This window comes from Paenibacillus sp. LjRoot56 (assembly GCF_964253335.1).
GTDB classification, from domain to species: Bacteria; Bacillota; Bacilli; order Paenibacillales; family NBRC-103111; genus Paenibacillus_E; species Paenibacillus_E allorhizoplanae.
On sequence record NZ_CAXURV020000002.1, the window covers coordinates 590346 to 615144 of the forward strand.

Consider the following 24799-nt stretch of genomic DNA (forward strand, 5'->3'; position numbering starts at 1 on the left):
TTGTCTTACAGGGGGGAACCAGCGATGTATAAAATTCTGGTCGTGGATGATGAACCGACAGTTAGTGCGGGGATTAAAAGTTATTTGATGAGATCAGAGCTGGGAATCGATCATGTTGAAACCGCTTCGAATGGGTTTGAGGCATTAGATTGCTTACGCATGGACACTTATGATCTCGTATTGACGGACATACAGATGGGGATGATGAACGGGATCGAACTGATGGAAGCGATTCTTTTGGAGCAGCCTCATCTTCCAGTCATTGTTATTTCCGCCCATGAGAAGTTTGACTTTGCCAAGAGAGCGCTCCGATTAGGTGCCAAGGATTATTTAATCAAGCCCGTAGAGCTGGATGAATTAATGCGCGTTGTCGGCAAAGCCCTCCAGGAGAAGAAGGAAATGGGCAGACTAACGCTGCAACGTCCAGAGGCGGATCGTAGTCAAGATGGTCATTTACTCAAAAAGAGGCACGAAGCGCTCATCGAATTGGTAACGGAAACCGATCTGCAGGAGAAAGATTATGAAGATCTTCTTCGTGAAATCGGCAGCTCGCTCAAAGAGCAAGGCTATTGGTATGGTATCGCCGCCGTTCATTTGAACCTAAGTAAGGGTGGTTTTAGTAATCAAGACATTACATTAATGGACCGAAAGCTTTTGAAATATGCCTCGGTTAATATTTTGGAAGAAAGTCTGTCGGATTGGTGCGGCGTAGCCTTTTACGGATTTGGCAATCAGCTTGTTTGTGTGATCCAATTGGAAGCTTCCGATAACGTGGACACGCGGTTGCCGATGAATTCGCAACTGAATCTGATCGGTCAAACGATTATTATTAATCTGAAGCAATATTTGAACGTAGACGTCACCGTCGGGATGAGTACACTTAGTCCGGATTTGTCGATGCTGCCGAAGCTGATGGAAGAGGCGAATGCGGCCATCGAATGGCGCAAGCTGCACCCTGATAATAACGTGCTGTATTATGAGGATATGTCGGCTCTAGGCAATATGAGGATGATGGAATGGGCAGCCATGGTGGAAGAGATCGTGCTCCACATGAAAACGGTGGATGAAGTAAGGCTTACTCAGGAGCTGCAATCCGCGGTGAAAATACTAGCAAACTTGACGCATTCAGAAGGCTTGTTTCATAGCTGCTTCGGATTATTGGTGTATCGTTTGTATGGATTACTCTTTGATAATGGACAAGAATCGAGCAGTTCCTTCCGTCAGTATGATCCGGATGTTTACTTCAGAGGTATGGAAATCAGCCGGAAAGTAGCCTGTCTACACGAGTATGTTCAAGGGCTCGCTGATGTGATCCGTGCCTGTATTAGCGAGAGGGATCAGACGGTTGTATCGCGCATAACGGCTTACATTTACAATCATTATGGCAATCATGAGCTGAAGATTCAGGATATAGCGGGTGAAGTGCATTTCAGTGCGGCCTATGTGAGTTATTTGTTCAAAAGGGAAACGAACAAAAACGTCTGGGACTTCGTCTCCGAAGTACGGATTGAGGAAGCGAAGCGTTTGCTTGCCGTAACCGAATTGAAGCGGTATGAAATTTCATATCAAGTGGGATATCAGTCGCCGGAGCATTTCAGCCGAATGTTCAAACGTTTCATCGGAATCTCTCCGGCTGATTATCGCAAAGAGATCAGGGGGAATTAAACTGAAGCTCCAATATAAAGTCATTGTGGCATTCTGTTTGTTCATCATCGGGCCGTTTCTGATAGTCGGCTGGATCTCCTTCTCTCGTACCTCCGCTACGATTAAGGATGAGGTTGGGAAGACGATGCTTCAGTTAGTGAAGCAGAATCACGCCACGGTGGAGAATTCGTTGTCTTCGGTTAGAGATAAGACAGTAACATTTCTGGATAATCATTTTTTCAGCAACCCCAAGCAATTTGCTTTCTGGACTCATATTGAGACGATAAATGCATTAAGCGAAGCAGATACGATTCTGGATCGCTGGTCATCGGATGGCACCGAATACGCCATCTATATGGCGAATAGAGGAAATCAGCCATTTCCAATCAATGCACTTTATAAAAAGCAGGGGCTTATTTATCTGGATAGCAGCAGTACTTACCCGGAATGGGCTTTACAGACCCAAGAAGAGAAAGGGGCTGGAAGTCTTCGACTAGCCAAGTCGAGTTCAGGACAGCCGACAGTAACGTTTACACGAAGTATTTTGAATCCAGAAAAATATGACGAATTGATTGGCTTTCTTGCTGTTTCCAAAGTGGAGGTTTTATTGACCAAGAATCTTGTTTCGGTACAACTGCCGGATCAAGCAGGAGTCTTTTTATTCGATAACCGGGATGAACTGCTCTTGAAGTCGGGTTCGGCAGACATGGAGTTATCCGAATTACCAGAAGCCCTTCACAATAAATCGAATGGTTACTATTATTCGGAGTCCAATAATCATAAATATCTCTATGCCGTCTCCTATGAGTTTAACTTCAATACACGATTAATCTATAAGATTCCCTTGGAATCAATAATGGGCAAACAAACGAGCTTTCAACAGTTAATTATGGTGATGCTTGCCATCTATTTAGTTTTAGTTTTACTGTTCGTCTTGTATTTGCTGCGAAATATCATTAAACCTTTGGCTCGGCTAGTCACATTCACACGCGTGTATGAGCTGGGCAGACCTTTTGACTTTGGAGATCCGTCATCACGTTCACGATCGGATGAGTTCGGCGTTTTGTACACGGCGTTTATTCGTATGACGGGCAGGCTGAATGAATCGATTGAAGAAAACTATGGGATGAAAATCAAACAGAAGGAACAGGAGTTGAACACACTCCATTCTCAAATTACGCCGCATCTGCTTTACAATACGCTAGATTCGATCTACTGGTATGCCCTAGAAAGCGGCAATCATGATGTTGGCGGTATGGTCAAAGACTTATCGAAACTGCTGCGCATCGGGTTAAGCAAAGGGAAGAGTATGATTCCGATCAGCGAAGAACTGGAGCATGTTCGTGCCTATATTCGCCTTCAAATGAAGCGTTATCCAGGGAACTTCGAAGTGTTCTGGGACATTGATGAAGACCTCGAAGTGTTCAAAATGCCCAAGGTCATCATCCAACCGCTTGTGGAGAACGCGATATTCCATGGTATTCAAAGTATGGATGGGGAAGGCCATCTGTGGGTTCGATTGAAACGCGTTGATGATGAGATTCATATCCTTGTTGAGGACAATGGATTTATTCCGGTGAATCTCGAAAAGCTTATCATGATTGTCAGTGGGGAAATAGACGACAAAGGCTATGGCATTCGCAATGTTCACCAACGCATACAGTTGCATTATGGGGATTCGTATGGGTTAGGCTACCGTCTGCGGGATGGCGGCGGGCTCATTGCTACCATTACGATTCCGATTCATCCAAGTGAATAACGTGAGTAAAGATCCGGCCTTGGGCCGGATCTTTTTTGTCATTAGTGTGGCGATTTTGCAGATTTTGTGCCATTCGCACGCTAGCGCACAAATATTAAAAAGGCGGTGCATGCCGCCTATTCTCAGTTTTGGGTAGCGTGTCAGGAATCGCGGCGCAGCCGCATTTTACACGCAGCAGTGGTGATTTTTCCATGAATGTACTTGCTGAGTATTCATCACGTTCTTATGCGGATACATCATCGAATTGGGGGATTCCGTGTACTATACTTGATTTAACAGAGAAAGGAGTGGACGCAGTGAGAGAGACAGCCGCACCTGCACGACAGGCAGGGCAGACACGATATCGCGCCAAGGGAGTTAAGTTGTGGCGGAACTTCTGGCAATTCAGAACGCTGACATTGATGTTAGTGCCTGCAGCACTCGTGCTATTGCTTAATAATTATTTACCGATGTTCGGGCTATTCATTGCCTTCAAGAAAATCAATTATGTCGATGGTATTTGGGGGAGTCCTTGGATTGGCTTCGAAAATTTCACATTTCTATTCAATAATGGATCTTTGTGGCGAATTGTACGAAATACAGTAGGCTACAGCATGACGTTTATGATTGTGAATTTGATTTTATCCGTGGCTATTGCCTTGGCACTCAATGAGCTCCGGAGCCGCATAGCGGTTAAGAGTTATCAAAGTTTACTGATTATGCCCCATTTTTTATCTATGATCGTCATAAGTTATCTTGTTTACGCGTTCCTGCACCCGACGCATGGTTTCATTAACTCCACAGTATTGGAGTGGCTGGGTAAAGAACCAGTGTCTTGGTACATGGTGAAGGAATATTGGCCATTCATCCTCACGGTGGTCAGCGCTTGGAAAGGCGTAGGTATCGGTGCCGTCATCTACATCGCAGCGATCGCTGGCATTGATCCCGAGTATTATGAAGCTGCAGTCATTGATGGGGCCTCGAAGTGGAAGCAGATGATGCATATCACCTTACCTTCGATTATGCCAATTATCATTATCATTACAATTCTGAATATGGGACATATATTTAATTCAGATTTTGGATTATTTTACCAAGTGCCGTTGGATTCTGGTGTTTTATATCCAGCCACGGATACCGTAGATACGTATGTGTACCGTGTTTTGACGCAACTGAATGATATCGGCATGTCCTCGGCAGCAGCTATGGTACAGTCGGTTCTAGGCTTCATTATGGTATTTCTGACGAATGGAGCGGTCCGTCGAATAAATTCGGATCAAGCTTTATTCTAATTGATTGGATAGGAAGTGAACCTGATGGTCTCCAAATCGTATCGAAGGGAAAACCGAATTTCCCCATTGGCTGAGACGATACTGAATGTCATTTTCGTCTTATTATCGCTAGCCTGCCTACTACCTGTCATTCTCGTCATCATTGTATCCGCCACACATAATGATTCTTTGATTAATGAAGGATACAGCTTTTTCCCTTCGAAATGGTCGTTGATTGCTTATAAGACTGTATTCAAAGATTTTACGACGATGGCAAATGCTTACAAAGTTTCTATCGGGATTACCGTCGTAGGCACCCTATTAAGTGTCTTACTGATGGCTTTATACGCGTATCCCTTATCTCGCAAGGATTATCCATATCGTAACGTGTTTACTTTCTTTCTATTCTTCACGATGCTATTTAATGGCGGAATAGTGAGTCGTTATATGATTTACACCCAGACGCTTCATCTGAAAGACTCTTATTTGGCCTTGATCCTACCGCTCTTAATCGTTCCGTTCAATGTGATTATAATGCGCACATTTTTCCAGTCAACGATTCATCCCGCATTAATCGAATCTGCGCGCATTGATGGAGCAGGTGAACTGCGTATCTTCTTACGCATTGTACTTCCCTTATCACTTCCAGTGCTCGCGACGATGGCCTTATTCTCAACGATTAATTATTGGAACGATTGGTTCAATGCCTTGCTCTTCATCAATAAGGAGCATATGTATCCCATACAGTTCCTCATGTTGCGTGTGCTGAAGGATGTTCAGTATATCCGTGAGAATCTGACGATAGCCGCTCAGAATCCAGAGTTGCTTAAGAATTTGCCCAATGAGTCACTGCAAATGGCTTTAGCTTTTATTGCTATGGGACCCATACTGATTGTCTACCCGTTCTTTCAAAAGTATTTCGTCAAAGGTTTAACAGTCGGTGCCGTTAAAGGCTGATCACAGTAATACCGGCTGCGAACTGCTACTCGCTTTCATCAGCCGTTTCTTATAATATTCATTACAGGAGGGTCCACAATGAAACGTAGAAAATCAGTAATGTTAGCCCCTATGGCGCTAGCGCTTGGATTGACCGCAGTACTGCCTGCGTGTTCCAGTGATAACAAAGTAACTACATTTGCAAGTCCAGCCGCAACTGCAGCCAGTTCGGCAGCTCCAGCTAGTCCGAAAGCAGCCTTGGAGCCTTATGATGTGTCACTCATCTATCAAGCTAAACCGATGAAGGACGATGCGCTCGTACAGGAAGAACTGAATAAATATTTGAAAGAAAAAATTAACACAACAGTTTCCCTGCAGCCGATTGCTTCAGCCGATTATAAGAAGAAAACAGAGTTGATGATGAACACGGGTGAGAAAATGGATCTCGTATTCACAGCTTCTTGGCTGGATTTCTCAGCGAATGTGACAAAGGGTGCTTTCTTGGAACTCGATACACTTCTCGATAAATTTGCACCAGAAACGAAAAAAATGCTTCACCCGCTATATCTAGAAGCACCACGTTATAAAGGAAAATTGTATGCGGTTCCAACGGATAAAGAAATCACACAAGGGAAAGCTTGGACATTCCGTAAGGATATCATTGACAAGTATCAAATTCCGATTGATAAGATCAATAAGGTAGAAGACTTGGAACCGTATTTTGAAAAAATTAAAAAAGATAATCCGGACATTATCAATAACTATGTGGCTGGTGGAACTTCTAACGGTGCGAGCTTCATGATGTATGAATCCAAATCGAATTATCGTCCGATCGGGCCAACTCCTGCTAAAATGCCGATGTTCTTCTTGGATTACAAGTCAACGGATATGAAGGTCAAAACTGTGTTGGATCAAGATATTGTTGATTTGAATAAAGCCGATGCAGAAACGTACCGTAAATTTTATGAAAAAGGGTACACCAATGCTGATGCAGCTACGGTAACGACAAATATTGGGGAAATTCGTAAGCAAGGTAAGATTTGGGTGCAATCCACGGTGTGGAAACCAGGTTCTGATATTGAGTTGAAGATTGCCGACAACGGCGCGTATGACTGGGTTTCCCGCGTTATCGAGGAGCCAATTGTAACGACGGATTTGGCAACAGGTTCCATGCTTTCCATTTCCAGAACTTCGAAAAACCCAGAGAGAGCGATGATGGTGCTTAACTACCTTCATACAGATCCTTACGTAATCAACCTTCTTGTCAATGGAATTGAAGGCAAACACTACAAAAAAGTAGGTCCAAACCGTATCGAACCGATTAAAGATTCCGGTTATGATAGCCAAGTATTCTGGGTGCTTGGTAACCAATTCTTGAACTACATGAAACCTGGTCAACCAGACGACCTGTATGACAGCTGGAAGAAATTCAACAATGATGCAAAACGCTTCCCGTTAATTGGATTTGTTTTCGATGACACGAATGTGAAGAATGAGATTGCTCAGTTAACGACAATTGTGAACGAATATAAAGTGACTAGTACAGGTGCAGTGCCGAATCCTTCGAAATTGCTTGATGAGCGTAATGCGAAGTTGAAAACAGCAGGACTTGAGAAAGTTAGTGCAGAGCTTCAGAAGCAAATCGATGCTTGGTGGAAAGAGAACAAAAAATAGGAAGAGCAAGAGGTGATTACCGTTGAAACCCCAGAACCTCATATACACTTTCGTTAGCTATGCCTCCCACTACGATACACCTTGGGGACATGGAACTGCTGTCGAAGGTGTGGAGCGAACAGCAAGATTAGCCCATGCACACGGGATACCCGTGACATGGATCGTCAACCGAGGCTCAATACCCGTATTGGGTGAGCAAATTCGGCAGTGGCATGAGGCTTATGGCGACGATATCATTCTGCAATGCCCTTTCTTTATGGAAGATATGGGGATGTCGAAGGATGCATTGAAAGCGCGTCTGGAAGCCGATTGGAATCTTGTGAAGGAAGCCTTTCCTTGGGCCACAACGAAGATTGCAGGCAGAGGAAAGATTTACAATGAAGTGATTGAAGTGCTCGAGGAGTTGGATTTTCAGGGCATGTGGGGCTATTGCTGGGAGCAAGTGTGGTGGGATGGTATAACACATAAAGGGATCCCATGGGGATCCTGGTATGTGGATAGTCATCGCTATAAGATTCCACATGCAGGCAAAGGAAAAGTAGTCGCATGTGAATGGACAGTACGGGATCTGCATTTGTCCTACCATACAGGAAGTCCTGTTATTTACTCGACCGACCCTAATGATGTGCTGCGTGCAGGTTTGTGTACGGGGGAAGAGATTACGTATTGGAAAATGCTGTTTGACGAATATTTGGCCAATACGGATCACAATGAGCAGGTGTTCTTTCTGCAACAGCAGGAGGCACATGAAATGGAGTTCAGTGATCGCTTTCAAGTGTTTCCGGCTTCCCATGTTGAGGCATGTGAAGGGATGCTCGATCGATTCTTTGCCTACGTGGCGCAGTGTGGCGTAACACTTACAACCTTGCCGAAGACGCTCGCTAGCTATCATGAAAGCAACGCAATTACTGCACCGTCCTATATGTTAACCAAAGATAAGCCGATTAGGCCAGAAGTCAACGATTACACCATGACGCTTGGCGGTGTTGCTGCAGGACCTTGGCCGGATACGTTCTTCTACTATGACAATCAGTGTCAAATGGTATTCGTCAAAGGGGAATGTAAACCGCGTCTTGTCCGCAATTATGTCGGTCAGTGGGATATGCAAGACGAATTTGAGGAAAAGATTCCACCGTTATTTATAACGACATACGAGAAGACGAGTGAACGCATCGAGCTCGTTTACGAGATCTGGAACTGGAAGCCGATGCCGTTCGGTTTGACGTATTGGGATGATGAGCTAAGTGACTATGAAATTGAAAGTTGCTCAAGCGATGTGGAGTTGAAAGTGATCAAAGATGAATTAGCCTTTCTGCGCTTCAATCTGACTGGAGAGAAAAGAACGATACGGCTAGTCTTCCGGAGAAAGATGTAGGGTAGCAGAAGATAAGAAGAGGGCCTCGCGTTTGCGAGGTTCTTTTTTTACGCTCTTATCAGATGTGGGGGATAATCAGGAGCTTATGGGGGTGAAATAGCTACATAATATGCATCTATATCGGATTTTCGATGAGATTGCTCAATATTAGCTGTACTTTTTCCAGTTAATCTGTTTTGCGGCCCTGATCGGGAGTGGTGCAGGAACCCTAGAAGTAGTCAAAGCAGAAGTAGTCGAAGTAGCAGAAGTAGTCACAGTAGTTAGAGTTGCCCAACTCCCAGAATTGATCACAAGATGTGGAGATTACATCATCGTTCGAATATCAAAGATTACGTATAATTGAAATGTAAGCGATTTCCAAAATATTTAAGCACAGGAGGAATGGTTAATGTCAAGCACCACTCGTATGAAAGGAAGGTCAAGGAGATTTTGGTGCATATGTTTAGGATTGATCCTCGCGTTAAACACCCTGTTGATTTCACCAAGTACAACCTCAGCAGCTGTAACACCGCTGCCAGGACCAAACAATCCGCTGCTATACGACGATTTTAATGGCGGTGGTCTCTACAAGCAGAACTGGATGAATTGGTTCAACCAAGCAGGTGGAACGGGCACATATTCAAAGACAACTGTCGACTCGCGTCAAGTCGGCTTATTCACCCAAACGCCAACGTCGAGCTCGTCCTGGGCGAAATTCCAGCCCATGAATGAGACAGTCGATTTGACAGGCTATCGCTATTTGAACGTTACCATGAAAAATCCTGGGTATGCGAATTCGCTCATTCGAGTTGTAGTTGGAGACGGAACAACCAACTACAATTTGACCAATGGATGGGTTGCCATTCCGACAACGTGGACAACGAGTCAATTTGATTTGAACGCCTTGACACCAGCGCTGAATAAAAAAACAGCTAGGCTTGAAATTTGGCTCCGTCAATCCGGAGGAACATATGGTGAGACACTGATTGATGATATTTTCGCATCTACGGACAACAGTGGCACTGCACCAACATTAACAGGCAGCATGACGGCTAACTCGGCGAGTGGCTATAATCAGAACACGTCCTTTACTTTCAAAGCGACATATACGGATGCAGATAATGAGAAGCCTTTCGCTATGCAGCTTGTTGTCGACGATACCCTCTACGATATGAGGGAAGAGGATAATGCAGATACCACCTATTCCAATGGCAAAAATTATTACTACATCACGAAGCTGCCCGTGGGCTCACATACGTATTATTTCCGAACGACGGATTTGACGTCGAATCAAGTATCAACGACGATCCAGAATCAACCTATCGTTACGAACACAGCTCAAGTTATCGACGTCACGGTCAGCCAAGCCGGATATAACGCTGGTGCATTTAAAAATGCCAAGGTGACAGCGCAGCTTGCTCTAACGGATACGTCATATGTCGTGAAGAATGGTGCAACAGTTGTTGCTACGGGCAATATGACGTACGATGGTTTCTTTTGGAATAAACACGTATATTCGATCGATTTCTCATCCATCACTGCTAGCGGTACGAATTATACTGTTGTCAGCAATAGCATTTCCTCCTTCCCTTTCGCCATTCAACCGAACATTTGGTCGGATTACAAGGATGAAATGACTGCCTTCTATCGCATCTTACGCGCGAGCGTGGCAACTTCCGATGCCTATCCTGCTGGCTATAGCACGATAGCACCATCTGCTAATATATATCATGCAGCGGGTCATTTGGATGATGCGCAATCGGCTGATGGTTTAACTCACTACGATTTGACAGGTAGTTGGTATGATGCGGGTGATTACGGCAAATATGGCGGCAACCAATGGGTAGGCAGCGAAATTGCTTTAGCCTACATACGGCATGCCGACGCAGCCAGCTCGAAGTTCGATAATGACAGCAATGGTATTCCTGATCTTGTTGATGAAGCGGTATTTGGCAGTGAGTATTTGGTCAAATTCGCGAATCAACTCGGAGGAGAAATGTATGATCTTAAGAATAACGCAAGCTTTGTTCATCCGAGTAAGACGACGGATAACATTAACGGTACAGCGGATGATCGCAAGCTCTCCGGCTTAGGCGTTGGCGGTTCCGCCAAAGCAGCGGGAACACTTGCCGCTACAGCAAGGGCTATCCGCACAGCAATCACCAAAGGTGACATCGCGCCAGCGAAGGTCACAGCGCTCACAACCTTCGCAAACAATTGTGAAGCGGCTGCGGTTACTTTTTACAACTATGTCGTTGCGAATCCGAACGGGCCAGTTGGTTCCTACTCCACGCGTGGCGGTATTCCGAATTCCAAGCTTCTAGCGGATGTAGAGCTGTACCTGTTGACGAACAATGTAGCCTACAAAAATGCTGCAACGGATAATATCAACACACTTGTCTTTACCGATCTGGCCTCAACGAACTATTGGGATATGAGACCGATGTCTTTAGCGGAGTTCTATCCTGTTGCAGATGCCACAACGAAAACGCATATTCAGTCGCTATTGAAGCAGCAAGTTGATTATTTCCTATCTTCAACAGATGACACACCGTACAGTGTGTTGAACCAATTTAAGAACTTCGGTGTGAACGAACCACATGCGTCTTATCTTGGCGATATGATGCGTTATTATGAGCTTTTCCAAGATCCTGCTGCGCTGCGCGCGGTCGAGAAGGGGATGTACTGGATTTTCGGGGAAAATCCTTGGAATATGAGCTGGGTATCTGGGATTGGTTCGGATTTTGTGACTTACCCACACACACGATTTGATGAAGGCGCCAATTCCAAACAAGGTGCTGGTGTAGTGTTCCCAGGCGCTATGGTTAGTGGACCCAATATGAAGGATACGAAGGATAAAACAAGTGTAAGCCCATGGTATGAAGACCGTTCCCTGTATCAAGATGATACGAACCAATGGCGTTATAACGAGTTCAGTATCAGCATTCAAGCAGGCCTACTGTACACGATAATGGGATTAAGCGCGAATGCATCTGCAAGCTCTACAGGCGGTTCAACACCAGCGGTGCTCCCTATTACATCTCCGACAATCGGCGATTATGTGCGAGGCAATGTAACTGTATTTAGCGGTCCTACTACAGGATTGAGTAATCTTGAATATTCGTCAACAGGTACTTCAGGTACATTCCTGCCGATGTCCGTTTCTGGCAGCGTGTATGCAGCTACGGTTGATGAAAGTGCGTCTGTCGCCTATGCGAATAAACGCGTGGACATTCGTGGGACAGATGCAACAGGCAGACAAAGCTATAGCTCGACGCATTACACGGTGGCGGCACCTTTGCCAGATCCTTCTACACCTCTAATCTATGATGATTTTGGTGGCGGCGGCATCTGGGGGTCTGTGGGCGGTAATGGCGAATGGGTGAACTGGTATACGCAGAATGGCGGAACAGCGGCATTCGTGAAGACAACGTTGGATGGGTTAACAGTTGGTAAATTCTCACAAACACCGACGGCCGTTAATTCTTATGCGAAGTTCCAGCCTTGGCACGACATCGTTGATTTGTCTGGGTATCGTTATTTGAATTTCAAGGTTAAGAATCCGAGCTATGCCAATTTGAAGATGAAAATCGAACTAAATGATGGCTCGCGAACTTATAACCTGACTGGCGGTTATATTGCAGTTCCGACCACATGGACGGATTTAGTCTATAATCTAGATACTTTAACGCCTGCCGTGAACAAAAAGAAAGCGACATTATCCATCTGGTTGAACCAAACGAGTGTTGGTTATGGAGAAATGTTTATGGATGAGATCAAAGCAACGAACGTAGCGAGTGGAACAGCTCCGACACTGAGTGCAATCAGCGTAGATCATGCTACTGGTGATGCAGCAACAGACTTCACGTTCAATACAACTTACACCGATGCGCAAAATGAGAAACCATTCTCCATGGAACTTATTCTAGATGGCATTGTTCACCAAATGGAAGCTGTTGATCCAGCAGATGTCACCTACAGCGATGGCAAATCTTATAAATATACAACCAAATTGCCTGTAGGGAACCATTCCTATTATTTCCACACGACAGATACGACCTCGAATGCGTTAAGCAGCGCCGTACAGTCGGGTCCAAGTGTAACGCAACAGCTGCTTCTCAGTGATTTCAATAATGGTCTTGCGACAGGTTGGACACCTACGAGCGGAACCTGGTCGGTGCAATCCTCGCAATACAGCGGGCAAGCAGGAGGTTCAAACAGCTACTCCATTGCTGGTGAATCTACTTGGACCGACTACACACTGGAAGCGAAAGTCAACGTAACGAACAACACGAGTGGGAACAAAGACGCGGGATTATTAGTTCGCTATACCGATGCCAATAACTACTACATGCTCTACTTGAAAAATAATGATCATGCCAGTAGTAGGAAAATGGAACTGGTCAAATCGGTTGCTGGGGTCAAAACGACATTAGGCTACACAAGCCCAAGTATAGCTGCCGATACGTTCTACACGTATAAAATTGTCTTAAATGGCAGCAATGTCTCGGTGTACAAAGATGGTGCACTCCAATTTAGTGTCGTGGATACAACCTTTACGAGCGGGAAAATCGGAGCTCGCACGTATGCGAATACGAAGGCCTATTTCGATGATGTTTTGGTAACGAGATAATTAAATGCAAAAAACTTCCAGTTCAATTAACTGGAAGTTTTTTCGTTAGAAAAAAGATGGAAACCAAGTGGTGGGATTCTCGTAAGAGGATAGTATCTCTGAGATGATTAAAACGTACAATTAAACTTATTCAGCAGCTCACCGAATCTTTGTTGATCTTCTTCAGTCCAATCTTGAAGATGCTTCGTTAAATACTCCAAGCGTGCTTGCTTGTTCAGAGCTAATTCCGCTGTGCCGGTATCCGTGAGTTGCATGGAGTAGGCGCGGCCATCTTGCGGATCCGGGATGCGGTAGAGGTAGCCTTTTTGTTCCAAAGCTGCTGTTTGTCTGCTGATTGTCGACATGTCGAGTTGGAATTCCTCTGCTAAAGCTTTCACGCCAGCAGATCCATGTGTCGAAATTTGATGGAGCAATAGATAAGCAGCACGATCCAAATTGCCGACTTTTTTATTTGTAGTTGCAGCGATAAAACGGCGAATGAATATGCCTAGTTCAACTTCAATGGTTTCAATGGGATTTTTTGTCATCATAATAGACCTCTTTGTTAGGTGTTTGCAAACATTTATGGTTGTATCGTAACATACACCGGATTATTTGAATATCTTCCAAAGTAGGGTGATCGACTGTCTCTTAAGGATTGACTTCATCCGACATAGTTGTATAATGCAAGTATATAGTGTCATCATACTTCTTGTTTGAATAGAAGGCAACTGTAGACGGGAGAGGACACAATTTGAAGGCTAAGGAAATTATGGTAAGTCAGGTGTATAAAGTAAAAGAAGGGGATACAGTTCGCGCGGTTATTGAGAAGTTCCTCACGCACCGAATTAGCGGACTTCCTGTTGTTAATGATCGGAATGAAGTTGTGGCCTACATCAGTGATGGGGATATTATGCGATATATCGGCAAGCATGATGATTATATATTTGGTTCATATCTCTACACAGCTGTGATCAAAGGCGATAATGATGAGTTTCAAGATCGCGTGCGCAACTTGCTTCCTTTGAATGTGATGAAAATAGCACAGAAGAAGGTCATTGCTGTAGATGCAGAAGAAGACATTGAACAAATCGCAGCGATTTTGGGGAAAAAGCGGATAAAAAAACTCCCCGTTCTAAGAAGAGGCGTGTTGGTAGGCATTATTAGCAGGGGAGATGTGATTCGGCATTCCTTCCATTCTATTTTATGATATGTAAATGAAAGGAGCTATCTGTATGTTGGAACGGCTCAGGCATAGATTATTTTTATTTCCATTGTTTATCGTGATTAAAATTTATGTAGCTTGGATGATTTTATTTGAAACAGGTCCGTCGGCAAGGATTCTTTTGACAGAAATACCCGCGATCTTAATTACGTATTGCGTGGTTGAATATGTTGTCAAAAAGCATAAACTAGCTTGGTATCTCGCGGTTGACCTGATTATGACCATTTTGTTTTTTGCACTTGTAATTTATTATAAGCATTTTGGAGTTATTGCTACTTATCACGTTTTAACCCAAGCTAAGCAAGTCGGTGCAGTCAAGAAAAGTATATTCTCTGTGATTGAGCCCCAGTATCTGCTGTTCTTCTTGGACATCATGATTATTGCTTTCTTTGCATTTTTCAAGCCGAAAACGAGAGAATGGAAGCCTCTTAGCATGAAAATCGTGGCTAGTGTTGCTTGCTTCTCCGTATTACTTTGTGCACTTAGTGTGATTCCTAACCGTAGTTCCTTCAATGAAAATGTGAAAGCATCCAAAATGGGCATATTAAATTATGAGATGTATAACCTGCTTTCTCCTAAGAAAGAAGAAATCATTAGTCCGGATCAAATTACACAGTCAGCTATTGACGATTTGAAGAATAAAGTTACTGTCGGAGAACCAACGTTACATGGCGCAGCGAGTGGTAAGAATTTGATTATCATTCAAATGGAGTCCTTCCAGAACTTCCTCATCGGTTTGAACATTGATGGGACTGAAATTACCCCCAACCTGAATCGGTTGGCTGCATCCAGCTATTATTTCCCGAAATTTTATCAGCAAATTGGTCAAGGAAATACATCGGACGCTGAGTTTATTGTAAACACTTCGTATTACGTACCACCGGATGGCGCGGCTACACAAGTCTATGGAAAGAAAGATTTACCCAGCCTTCCGAAGCTTCTCCAGAAACAAGGCTACACGACGATGAATTTCCATACGAATGAAGTTGGCTTCTGGAATCGGGATGATTTATATCAAGCCATTGGCTATGATCGATACTATGACAAACAGTATTTCAAAGATGAGGATGCTTTCTTCTATGGCTCGTCCGATGAAGTATTGTATAAGAAAACAGCGGAGGAATTAGCATCGTATCAAAATCAAGGCACACCTTTTTATGCACACGTGATATCGATGAGCTCACATAACCCGTTCACGATTCCCGAGGAAAAATATAAAATGATCTTGCCTGAACGGTACGAAGGCACCTTCGTTGGTGACTATATTCGCGCAGAGAATTATGCGGACTATGCACTTGGTTTGTTTATTGAGGATTTGAAAGAACGGGGGATTTGGGAAAACAGTGTCGTCGTTGTCTACGGTGATCACCGCGGGCTTCCCTTATTTTCTTTAAAAGCGGATGACAAACACTTGATGACGGAAATACTAGGTCATGAATACAGCGAAAAAGAACTCATTAATATTCCTCTTATTATTGCATCGGAAGGCGTCACCACACCGAAAGTGCAAAGTCAGCTCGGTGGTCAAATTGATATTTTACCTACGGTTGCCAACCTTCTTGGTGTGTCGTTGACAGACTATATACACTTTGGTCAAGATTTACTTAACCAAACGGCCTATAACTTATTGCCACAACGGTACTACTTGCCAACAGGCTCATTTGTAAATAATGAAGAACTTTATATGTCAGGCAAAGGTTTCGAGGATGGCAATTATTTTACGCTTGCCGGCAATGCCAATGAACATCAATCAGCAACTGAAGATGAATTTAATCATGCGTTAAGGCTTTTGCAATTATCCGATAGCTATGTATCCCAACTTCCAGATCGTGTGGAGCCTGAATAAACACACATACGTATAGTGGAGGCTCGCCCAAGCTCAAGATTAGATGATGGCATCATCTTATCTTGGGCTTTTTGCTATCCTCTGGGCAAATAAAGTGATGAGGTAACGCTAAGGGAGTCTAATGGAGCCGATTAGCGTTATACTATAACCTTATATGATGCCGCTGTATGGCCATGTCGCCTAAACGGTAGGTACGAATGGCGTCCAGAGGGAAACGATAAATTTGCCAACCGTCTAGCATCAATTGGTTTTGTCTTTCGCGCTCATACTCAAAGCTTCGACGGGTCACAAGTTTGGCATGCGAACTGAAATCATTGACTTCCCAATTAATCAAATAGGGTGGTCTGATATAAGCGAAGTCCAAATAGTAGAAACCGTCCCGAAAATTGGTAACCTCGTACTCTGCATGCAAAAAGTCTAAGCTGCCGACGGCAGGCATCCACAGATCATGTACAAATAACTTCTCATTGTGAGCATGTCCTTCATTCAATCGACGGAAGATCTTCACCGCCAAGGTTTTTCCTCTGTTTTTCCAACCATGACTCGTATATGTCCAAGAACATTCCTCCTTAGTTAAGACAAAAAACACCGCGCCTTCCCCGAGTAGGGAGGGAGCGGTGTGCTTCACGCGCGTCGATATGTAATACCAACTATAGAAGAAAAGCAGCACAACGTTATGTCACTCTATGAAATTGGTGTAAGCACTCATTCCTTTGAATTTATAGGGCGTGAACCCAACATGCTTCTTAAATAGTTGGCAGAAGTAGGAAAAGTTCCCCAATCCAACAGCCTCACCAATATCTTGCACGGACATATCTGTCGTTCGCAGAAGCCAACAAGCTTGTCGGATCCGACGTGCGGTTAAATATTCTGTAATGGTGCTGCCAATGGATTGATGAAAGGTAGCAGATACATGATTGGGCGTTAGGTGAACAGACGCGGCGAGCTCATCAAGCTTAAATGGCTCCATGTAATGCGCTTCAATCCAAGCGAGCATTCGCTCGGCTGTTGATGTGCTTTTAACCGAAAGATGAGGCACAGAATCTGAATGCTTCTCGGAATCTGTACGGAGCTGGTGCAAGAACGCCGTGAGGAAGAGTGTCTGCTCTTCCAGCAGTCGTTCGGGTCCTCTTTCTTTGGCAGCATCCAGTCTAGGCACATAGCTGCGCAATAAGACCTCAAGCTCTGCAAGACTTTCACTCCGGAATGCCTGCGGCATAAGCGGATCCTTCCATAGCTTCATGAGGAATTCGCGTAGCGTTGGAAAAGCAGAGAGCGCTGCCTCTAGGATAGCGGGCTCAAGGACGAAAAGCGAGCGGATGTAGTTGTCTTCTGGCAGATTGTGAATCCGAATGCGATGTAGTTGAAAAGGTCTAAAGCAAAAAATAGAGCCCGGTGCCAGCTCGACAATTTGTTGTTCTATTACGACGTACCCAGTGCCTTCATGCACGACAAGCAGCTCCATTCCCTGATGAGCATGAAATACTTCTTCGAAGGCGTGTGTTCGATCTTTAAAAAACGATAATTGCACCGGGTGCACGTTTAAGTTCATGTAATTCATCAGCTTCATAGGAGATCACCTCATCGTATTCTAACAACATTTTATCATAAGAGGCATAAACTTTTTTGGTCTTTTTTTTGATAGGATGGAGTTAAGTGAATGTGCAACTAGGAGGAGACAAGTGACATGTTGAAACAACGTTTAACAGAGCAATGGGAGCATTATCGCGGTTCCTTAGGCGGTGTTTGGGAGGTGTGGCGTTCAGATAAGCTGCAAAATCATTATAATGTCCCGTGGGAAGCGGTCACGCTTCCACACACGTACAACGGGTCGGATGTGATGGATCCCGATCATAAATATTATCAAGGACAAGGCTGGTATCGGAACAAATTGGAGGTACATAACCCTTATCCGAAGGGGAGAACGCTGCTGCATTTCGAAGGCGCAGGGCAACGCACGGATGTGTATGTCTATACCGAAAAGGTGGATTCCCACCTGGGCGGATACGACGAATTCACGGTGGATATTTCGGAAGCGATGGCGCGTTCGAAGGAAATCGAACGATATGCGGGGCGGGTGCCGGTCGCGATTGCTTGTGATAATAGCCGAGAACTGGAGACGATTCCTTCGGATGCAAGTGATTTCAATCTATATGGCGGTGTATATCGCTATGTGAATCTGGTCTATGTGCCGCAGATTTCCTTGGCTCAGGTGCATGTGGAGACGATTGTGGATAATTTGTCTGCACCAACAGCTGGAAGCGGGAAAGTAAAAGTACGAGCTAAGTTGTACAATCCGGACCAGCTGGCGGAGAATATCAAGCTCACAATTGTGCTTAAGCAGCAAGATGGAACCATAGTCGGTCAAAAGGAGATTTCCTTACCAGCCTGGCAGGGTGAGAAGGAGATTGCGACCTTCGAGGTTGAGAATCCACATCTATGGTCCGTCGCAGACCCATATTTATTCAACTGCTCCGTTGCTCTTGTCTGTGCGGATGGCGAAACGACAAGTCAAGAGCGGTTCGGCTTCCGAACGTTTGAATTTGTGAAGCAAGGTCCGTTTAAGCTGAACGGCGAGCGTCTCTTGCTGCGCGGTACGCATCGACATGAGGATCATGCAGCTGTTGGGGCTGCGATGACGGAAGACATGATCCGTGAAGAAATGCTTCTCATTAAGGAGATGGGCGCGAATTTCATCCGCCTAGGGCATTATCAGCAGTCTCGCATCGTGCTGGATCTATGTGATGAGCTGGGCATTCTCGTCTGGGAGGAAATTCCTTGGTGTCGCGGTGGACTTGGTGGTCCCGAGTATCGTCAACAATGCATTGATATGCTTACAGCGATGATCGCTCAACATTATAATCATCCATCCGTTATTTTATGGGGATTGGGCAATGAGAACGATTGGGAGTGCGATTTCGATCATTTCGATCAGCAAGAAATCCGCACTTTCATGAAAAAGTTGCATGATCTGTCGCATGAGCTGGATCCAAGCCGCTTAACTGCGATTCGCCGATGTGAATTTTGCAAGGATATTATCGATGTGTATTCGCCTTCCATTTGGGCAGGCTGGTATCGTGGTGTGTATACCGACTATGAATCCAGTTGTCAGACAGCATTTGAGAATGTGGATTCGTTCTTCCATATGGAGTGGGGAGCGGACAATTTGCCAACTCGGCATGTGGAGAAACCGTTCACGGGCTTTGCTTTTATGAAAAATTCAGATGGCGTCACGGATGAGCGAGATGGGGATTACTTATTGACGGGTGGCGAACCTCGCGTATCACGTGACGGCGATTGGTCGGAAACGTATTTCTGCGAGATGATCGATTGGTACTTGAAATCACAGGAGAAGATGGATTGGCTGACGGGTGCAGCACAGTGGTCTTTCAAAGATTTTGCGACACCGGTCCGGCCGGATTCACCGATTCCATATTTGAATATGAAGGGGATCGTTGAGCGTGATCTCACGCCGAAAGAAGCCTTTTATGTGTTCCAATCCTACTGGTCAGACAAGCCGATGGTTCGTATTTATGGTCATACGATGCCAATTCGCTGGGGAGCTGAAGGAGAGCGGAAGTTGATCAAGGTGTACTCGAACGCCGAACAAGTTGAGCTTTTTCTGAATGGAGAGAGCTTAGGCGTGAAGCAGCGCGATTCGCAAGATTTCCCATGTGCTGGTCTTCGGTGGGAAGCGGAATTGTCTGCGGGCGAGTATCAGCTGCGTGCGGAAGCGAACTGCAACGGCGAGATTGTAAGCGACGAGCTGCAATTCACGTATCAATCGGATGTGTGGGGAGAGCCGACAGAGATTCAAGTAACGACGGAAGCTTTAGAGGATGGACGCGTTTACGTAGAAGTTGGTGCGTATGATGGGAAAGGTGTTTTTTGTCCCGATGCAGCTAGGTTTGTTCGCTTTGGGTTAGCTGGGGATGGGAAGCTGCTCGATAATCTCGGCACGATTCGTGGATCGAGACAGGTTCAGCTAGCTAGTGGGCGTGCAGGAATTTACGTAGATCCTACAGGTGGCTTGCCGGCTGGTATGACGGTGACGGATTTCGTAAGTGCAGGTGGACCAGCATCATCACTTGCATCTTTATCACAAGGGAATAGAGATGTTCAGCGGAAATTTTCGTCCGTTGTCAGCGCTGCATGTGAAGGTATGTCTACGGTAACTGCAGTCATAGAAGTTGTGAAGTAAAACCACTTCGAGGAGGCGTTTAAAGATGGGTGAACTTATGAATATAGCAAAGTGGCAAAACGAACAGAAGCTAGAGGAGATTTTGCCAGAAGTATGGAAAGAACTGCAAGTGAAGGTTGATCGGATGATCGAGCAAATTGGGGATAAATCGCCTCATGTTGCCAAAGAAGACGGCGTTTATGATGATATGCGGGTCGATTGGTGGACGTCAGGCTTCTGGCCAGGCATTCTATGGATTATGCATGAGATGACAGGAAAAGAACACTACAAGGAAGCAGCCTGGGAGTGGGACGGCAAGTTTGAGCAAAAAAGTATTATAGATAATAATTTCCATCATGACGTTGGCTTCCAATACTTACCGACAGCGGTTATTAAACATAAGCTGACAGGTGATAAAGATGGTTTGCGTCGTGGCCTGCAAGCAGCCAATTTCTTGGCAGGCAGATTCAACATCGCTGGTAACTTCCTTCGCGCGTGGAACCAAGAGAAGTTAGGTTGGTCGATCATCGATTCCACAATGAATCTGTCCATTTTATTCTGGGCAGCCGAGACAACGGGTGATCCACGCTTTGAACATATCGGAAGAGCACAAGCCGATACGGTTGTTCAGAAGTTCATTCGGGAAGATGGCTCCGTGAACCATATCTTGAGCTTTGATCCGAAGACAGGCGAGCTAATTGAATCGCTTGGCGGTCAAGGTGCCGGCCCGCAATCGGCTTGGAGCCGAGGCGCAGCGTGGGCATTGCATGGTTTGGCCAATGTGTATCGCTTCACAGGAGACACCAAGTACTTAAAAGCAGCTCAACGCGTGGCGAATTACTTCTTGGCGTGCCTGCCTGAAGATCACGTGGCACACTGGGATTTCCGTGCGGATGCGTCGTTGGATAACGAGCCGAGAGATACGTCGGCCGCTTCCTGCGCAGCTTCTGGGTTGATTGACCTTGCAGCCTTCCTGCCGCCAAACGAAGGTGCCATGTATCTCCGTGCAGCAGAAGAGATTCTGCTGTCACTGACAGTGAATTACGGTACGTGGGATAAGCCCGAACATCAAGCCATTCTACTCGAGGGAACAGGAAATAAACCTGCTAATTCGAATGTGAACGTTTCGCTCATCTACGGCGATTACTATTACGTCGAAGCGCTAGCTAAGCTGGTGGGTTGGAAGCAGCGTATATTCTAAAATAGGAAAAGGGAGCTAAGCGGCATGTTGCGTTTAGCTCCTTTTTATACAAATCCCATGCCTAGCATGCCATAGTGATGAAAAACATCACTAAATTGCTCGAGAACCTTGCGTTTCTGGTGAGGAGGATGCAAAGGCGCTTGCAATTATTTAAGTAGCATATGATTCAGCGGAGCTGGGGATTCCTGTGATCATTGAGAAGCAAGAGTTTGATTAACAGGGAGACACCCATGAATTGTCCGACGGGAAGCAAAAGATTCGCCTTCAGCCTCATGCTGGGGCGGATCTTTCATATTGTAAAGAAGTATTTACTTTGTACTACTAAAGTTTACCCCGTGCTTTCTAGCAAGCGCATAGAATCCATACACAGCTGCAACAGCGATGAGATAAGAGACAAAAGTCCATCCAATCGTCCAACCATGTCTATACTCAACTTTACCAAATACATAAGCAATTGATTCAAGGCAAGTTAAGATGATCGCAAGTAAAATCAGGACAACCAAAGGGTGCTTCTTCTTAAAATCAATCCAGTAAATGCCTACACACCCTACCAAAGGATAGAGTCCAATGTCAAAAGGGAGTGCAGAAATCGTTTCATCATCTTCAATTTTTGGTGTGAAATCCCAAAAATCTACGTGATAGCCAATCGCATTAATAAGTGATGAGATGATGGCAGAAACGGGAAATATGAGAATGGTTATGGTTGGAGCTTTTTTAAACCAGGCAATTCCGAATAACCAGGGAACAACAAAGCCGATTAGGATATTAATAAATATACGGTCCACTCCTTACTTCGCAGATACTATCAAGTATGACCCGTACATTTCGCCTTGAAACATGACATAACAAAAATCCAGTTTTCTGCAACATATCTTCATGTGCGTCAACGGGTCTGACGCTTATAGTTGTATATATAAGCGATTACAAGCTCACACCTGAGGAGATGTTGAAGATGAATAAACCGAATATCATTGACACAGATGTCCATAATGCGGTAGCTCATTCGAGAGATCTGCTGCCTTATTTGCCTAAGGTCTGGCACGATTATTGGCTTTCTGCCGGACCAGGCTATGGTGGTGGCTGGCATTCTCCAGTAGGTGTGATGCGCAAAGATGCCGTGCCTGATGGGGGTGGAATCCCTGGCAGTGATCCGCAGCATATGTTAAAGCATCATTTTAATAAATATGGTATTGATTACGAGGTTCGAACTTGGTTTCTTACATGGGGGCTACTCAGGTTAAAGCAGGAGGCAATAAGGTGCCCGATGGAAAGCGCATTCCCATGGGCTGGACAGCAGTTGTGATAGGTGAAACAGCTGCAGAATGTGTACGGCTTTTATGGAGCAATGAGGTTACCCGACAGCCAGCTTGGCTGAGAATAACTGTGGCCCTTGATGTTCGTGAGGAAGTACGTGTCGAGGCTGTTCAGCAATGACTGGCACATTTATAGGTGAGTTGGACATCAGGTATGCCTCTGTGTTTTAGCCCAATCAGCTGAAGCTCAGTGCTGAGCAAGTCGGGCTGCTGGCAAGCGAGGGTATTGAGCTACAAGTAACCCAAGGCAGCTCAGCACTCTTTTCTTGGAGATTCCTCATTAGCTTCGAGCAAAAGTGTAAGAACTGCCACTCACACTGTCTCTAACGGAAGATGGATTTCTACAGGGTGTCGCACAGAATAATAAAGTAGGAGAAGCGCTCCATCGAAGTGGTTACCGGATTTGTCACAAATGGGAACAGGTCTTGCCGCTCAATTGGATGTTGTTTTTGTGAAGCCGGGGAGAAAATGGCGTCTGAGGAAGTGAGATAGTCGAAATAATCGACTATCTCGAGTGGAAAGGGCGCCTGAGGAAGTGAGATAGTCGAAATAATCGACTATCTCGAGTGGAAACGGCGCCTGTGGGAGCTAGAGAGTCAGCTTAATCAGATACATCGAATCCTAATCTTGAATGACAGATATCGTCTTTTCTCCGCCAACATATATGCGATTCGTGCGCGGATTAAGCAGTAAAGATCCAGACCCAACGCTAACTTTGAGCTTTGCAAGTGGCTTTAGGCTGCTGCCATGATAAACGATTAGTGGAACTGCACCTGTTTCTGTTGACTCTGAAACGAATAAATGGTTTGTTCGCGGATTAATCAGCACATCCGTAAAGGCTGGTACGGTTAACGAACCGATGACCTTGTTCGTTCTGCTATTTACAACAAAAAGCCGCCCCTTCACGGAAATTTGTGCACTGGAAATATAAATCCGACACGTAAGAGGGTTCAACGTAATTTCTCTTTGTCGTCTTCCGAGCTGAATCTTTCGTACATGGAGGGTACGCAAGTTCACGACCGAGCTGTATCTACTTAAATTATTAGCGACATATAGTTGGGTAGTTTTCCTATCAAGAACTGGTGTGATGACAGGGTTTCTTCCGACTTTCCGTGTAGCTATGATGTTATTGGTATCTCCTCGGATTACGGCTAATGTATCCGTAGTTGTATTGGTTACGTAGATTCGATTTGTCAAAGCATTAACTAGTATTTGCGAAGGGCGTCCTTTGAATGGAATTTTGCTGTGTACTTTATTCGTAGCTCCATTCAGAACGACGAGATTGGCGTTCCGCGAACGTAAGGAGATCGTTGAAACGTAAACCAGATTCGTATGTGTGTTGAGCGCGATATGATCGCTGCGTTCACCCACCTTGATTGTAGAAATAACACGGTTCGTACGGCCGTTGATAACGGAAACGGTACCATCATAAAAGTTGGATACATAAATACGATTCGTATGCGTATTGACAGCCATATAAGAAGGCATTTTACCAATTTTAATTGTAGTAATTATTTTGTTGGTTTTGGTATCAAGAACACTAAGGTGGTTGTCTCCTTGTATAACATATAACCGATTCGTTAAGGGATTGATAGCGAATTGTACAGCCGGACTGCTGACGGGAATAGATGCAATCAGGCGTGGCTTGGTCGATGAGATTCTCGGCATTGTAATGCTCACATCTTTACGGATAATCATAAAGGCTCCCCTTCCCCAAGACATGTGGTACTTCAATCATATTCATGACCACGTTAGTAGGGAACTGGTAGACTGAAGTTAGCGTATCAGGGCACAACTTTTGACCC

Annotated in this window: 18 protein-coding genes; 13 read left to right on the plus strand and 5 right to left on the minus strand. The window is 44.9% G+C overall.

The genetic code is table 11. The features are described 5' to 3' along the window. Positions 1 to 24: 24 nt before the first annotated feature. The 7 genes from ACSQ8O_RS15155 (at position 25) to ACSQ8O_RS15185 (ending at position 13250) form a co-directional block, all read left to right on the plus strand. Positions 25 to 1665 (plus strand): response regulator transcription factor, encoded by a 1641-nt coding sequence (locus ACSQ8O_RS15155; protein ID WP_436242372.1) that lies wholly within the window; start codon positions 25 to 27, stop codon positions 1663 to 1665. Next, positions 1553 to 3403, plus strand: coding sequence for a sensor histidine kinase (locus ACSQ8O_RS15160; RefSeq protein WP_436242373.1), 1851 nt, complete (start codon positions 1553 to 1555; stop codon positions 3401 to 3403). The genes ACSQ8O_RS15155 and ACSQ8O_RS15160 overlap by 113 nt, the downstream gene beginning before the upstream one ends. A gap of 137 nt (positions 3404 to 3540) precedes the next feature. Next, positions 3541 to 4674: an ABC transporter permease gene (locus ACSQ8O_RS15165; RefSeq protein ID WP_436242374.1), complete on the plus strand. Its 1134-nt coding sequence runs from the start codon at positions 3541 to 3543 to the stop codon at positions 4672 to 4674. Positions 4675 to 4698: 24 nt separating this feature from the next. Then, positions 4699 to 5610, plus strand: coding sequence for a carbohydrate ABC transporter permease (locus ACSQ8O_RS15170; protein ID WP_436242375.1), 912 nt, complete (start codon positions 4699 to 4701; stop codon positions 5608 to 5610). Between the two features lie 78 nt (positions 5611 to 5688). Further along, a complete protein-coding gene (locus tag ACSQ8O_RS15175; protein WP_436242376.1) occupies positions 5689 to 7263 on the plus strand; it encodes an ABC transporter substrate-binding protein in 1575 nt (524 codons plus the stop codon). Positions 7264 to 7285: 22 nt separating this feature from the next. Beyond that, on the plus strand, positions 7286 to 8638 hold the full coding sequence (locus ACSQ8O_RS15180; protein WP_436242377.1) for a hypothetical protein: 1353 nt from the start codon (positions 7286 to 7288) through the stop codon (positions 8636 to 8638). Positions 8639 to 9086: 448 nt separating this feature from the next. Then, positions 9087 to 13250, plus strand: a complete 4164-nt coding sequence (locus tag ACSQ8O_RS15185; RefSeq protein WP_436242378.1) for a glycoside hydrolase family 9 protein — start codon at positions 9087 to 9089, stop codon at positions 13248 to 13250. Between the two features lie 107 nt (positions 13251 to 13357). Here the strand turns inward: ACSQ8O_RS15185 and ACSQ8O_RS15190 are convergent, their stop codons facing one another. Then, positions 13358 to 13780: a MarR family winged helix-turn-helix transcriptional regulator gene (locus ACSQ8O_RS15190; protein WP_327205095.1), complete on the minus strand. Its 423-nt coding sequence runs from the start codon at positions 13778 to 13780 to the stop codon at positions 13358 to 13360. Positions 13781 to 13983: 203 nt separating this feature from the next. Here ACSQ8O_RS15190 and ACSQ8O_RS15195 point away from each other — a divergent pair, with 203 nt between their 5' ends. Both ACSQ8O_RS15195 and ACSQ8O_RS15200 read left to right on the plus strand, forming a co-directional pair. After that, entirely contained in the window at positions 13984 to 14439 is a 456-nt protein-coding gene (locus tag ACSQ8O_RS15195) for a CBS domain-containing protein (protein ID WP_056612979.1), read from the plus strand. 25 nt (positions 14440 to 14464) lie between these two features. Beyond that, positions 14465 to 16300, plus strand: coding sequence for an LTA synthase family protein (locus ACSQ8O_RS15200; protein WP_436242379.1), 1836 nt, complete (start codon positions 14465 to 14467; stop codon positions 16298 to 16300). Between the two features lie 142 nt (positions 16301 to 16442). Here the strand turns inward: ACSQ8O_RS15200 and ACSQ8O_RS15205 are convergent, their stop codons facing one another. Both ACSQ8O_RS15205 and ACSQ8O_RS15210 read right to left on the minus strand, forming a co-directional pair. After that, entirely contained in the window at positions 16443 to 16808 is a 366-nt protein-coding gene (locus tag ACSQ8O_RS15205; protein ID WP_436242380.1) for a hypothetical protein, read from the minus strand. A gap of 171 nt (positions 16809 to 16979) precedes the next feature. Next, the gene (locus ACSQ8O_RS15210) at positions 16980 to 17870 is read right to left on the minus strand and encodes a helix-turn-helix domain-containing protein (protein ID WP_436242381.1); all 891 of its coding nucleotides are present in this window, start codon (positions 17868 to 17870) and stop codon (positions 16980 to 16982) included. A 117-nt stretch (positions 17871 to 17987) separates the two neighbouring features. On the opposite strand from ACSQ8O_RS15210, the gene ACSQ8O_RS15215 reads away from it, so the two are divergent. Beyond that, positions 17988 to 20501 (plus strand): glycoside hydrolase family 2 TIM barrel-domain containing protein, encoded by a 2514-nt coding sequence (locus tag ACSQ8O_RS15215; RefSeq protein WP_436242382.1) that lies wholly within the window; start codon positions 17988 to 17990, stop codon positions 20499 to 20501. A gap of 25 nt (positions 20502 to 20526) precedes the next feature. Next, the gene (locus ACSQ8O_RS15220) at positions 20527 to 21681 is read left to right on the plus strand and encodes a glycoside hydrolase family 88 protein (RefSeq protein WP_436242383.1); all 1155 of its coding nucleotides are present in this window, start codon (positions 20527 to 20529) and stop codon (positions 21679 to 21681) included. A gap of 308 nt (positions 21682 to 21989) precedes the next feature. On the opposite strand, the gene ACSQ8O_RS15225 is transcribed toward ACSQ8O_RS15220, so the two are convergent. After that, positions 21990 to 22466 carry a CBO0543 family protein gene (locus ACSQ8O_RS15225; protein WP_436242384.1) on the minus strand — a complete coding sequence of 159 codons (477 nt, stop codon included), beginning with the start codon at positions 22464 to 22466 and terminating at the stop codon, positions 21990 to 21992. 167 nt (positions 22467 to 22633) lie between these two features. Between ACSQ8O_RS15225 and ACSQ8O_RS15230 the strand changes: the two genes are divergently transcribed. Next, positions 22634 to 22984 carry a hypothetical protein gene (locus ACSQ8O_RS15230; RefSeq protein WP_436242385.1) on the plus strand — a complete coding sequence of 117 codons (351 nt, stop codon included), beginning with the start codon at positions 22634 to 22636 and terminating at the stop codon, positions 22982 to 22984. Beyond that, a complete protein-coding gene (locus tag ACSQ8O_RS15235) occupies positions 22963 to 23115 on the plus strand; it encodes a hypothetical protein (protein ID WP_436242386.1) in 153 nt (50 codons plus the stop codon). The genes ACSQ8O_RS15230 and ACSQ8O_RS15235 overlap by 22 nt, the downstream gene beginning before the upstream one ends. A 500-nt stretch (positions 23116 to 23615) precedes the next feature. Here the strand turns inward: ACSQ8O_RS15235 and ACSQ8O_RS15240 are convergent, their stop codons facing one another. Continuing rightward, positions 23616 to 24692 (minus strand): YncE family protein, encoded by a 1077-nt coding sequence (locus ACSQ8O_RS15240; protein ID WP_436242387.1) that lies wholly within the window; start codon positions 24690 to 24692, stop codon positions 23616 to 23618. Positions 24693 to 24799 lie beyond the last annotated feature (107 nt).

Bases quoted from the DNA above. Each gene is read 5' to 3' on its own strand.
- ACSQ8O_RS15155 (WP_436242372.1), top strand. From the start codon at position 25: ATGTATAAAATTCTGGTCGTGGATGATGAACCGACAGTTAGTGCGGGG.
- ACSQ8O_RS15160 (WP_436242373.1), top strand. From the start codon at position 1,553: ATGAAATTTCATATCAAGTGGGATATCAGTCGCCGGAGCATTTCAGCC.
- ACSQ8O_RS15170 (WP_436242375.1), top strand. From the start codon at position 4,699: ATGGTCTCCAAATCGTATCGAAGGGAAAACCGAATTTCCCCATTGGCT.
- ACSQ8O_RS15175 (WP_436242376.1), top strand. From the start codon at position 5,689: ATGAAACGTAGAAAATCAGTAATGTTAGCCCCTATGGCGCTAGCGCTT.
- ACSQ8O_RS15190 (WP_327205095.1), bottom strand. From the start codon at position 13,780: ATGATGACAAAAAATCCCATTGAAACCATTGAAGTTGAACTAGGCATA.
- ACSQ8O_RS15200 (WP_436242379.1), top strand. From the start codon at position 14,465: ATGTTGGAACGGCTCAGGCATAGATTATTTTTATTTCCATTGTTTATC.
- ACSQ8O_RS15210 (WP_436242381.1), bottom strand. From the start codon at position 17,870: ATGAAGCTGATGAATTACATGAACTTAAACGTGCACCCGGTGCAATTA.
- ACSQ8O_RS15215 (WP_436242382.1), top strand. From the start codon at position 17,988: ATGTTGAAACAACGTTTAACAGAGCAATGGGAGCATTATCGCGGTTCC.
- ACSQ8O_RS15220 (WP_436242383.1), top strand. From the start codon at position 20,527: ATGGGTGAACTTATGAATATAGCAAAGTGGCAAAACGAACAGAAGCTA.
- ACSQ8O_RS15230 (WP_436242385.1), top strand. From the start codon at position 22,634: ATGAATAAACCGAATATCATTGACACAGATGTCCATAATGCGGTAGCT.
- ACSQ8O_RS15235 (WP_436242386.1), top strand. From the start codon at position 22,963: ATGGGCTGGACAGCAGTTGTGATAGGTGAAACAGCTGCAGAATGTGTA.
- ACSQ8O_RS15240 (WP_436242387.1), bottom strand. From the start codon at position 24,692: ATGATTATCCGTAAAGATGTGAGCATTACAATGCCGAGAATCTCATCG.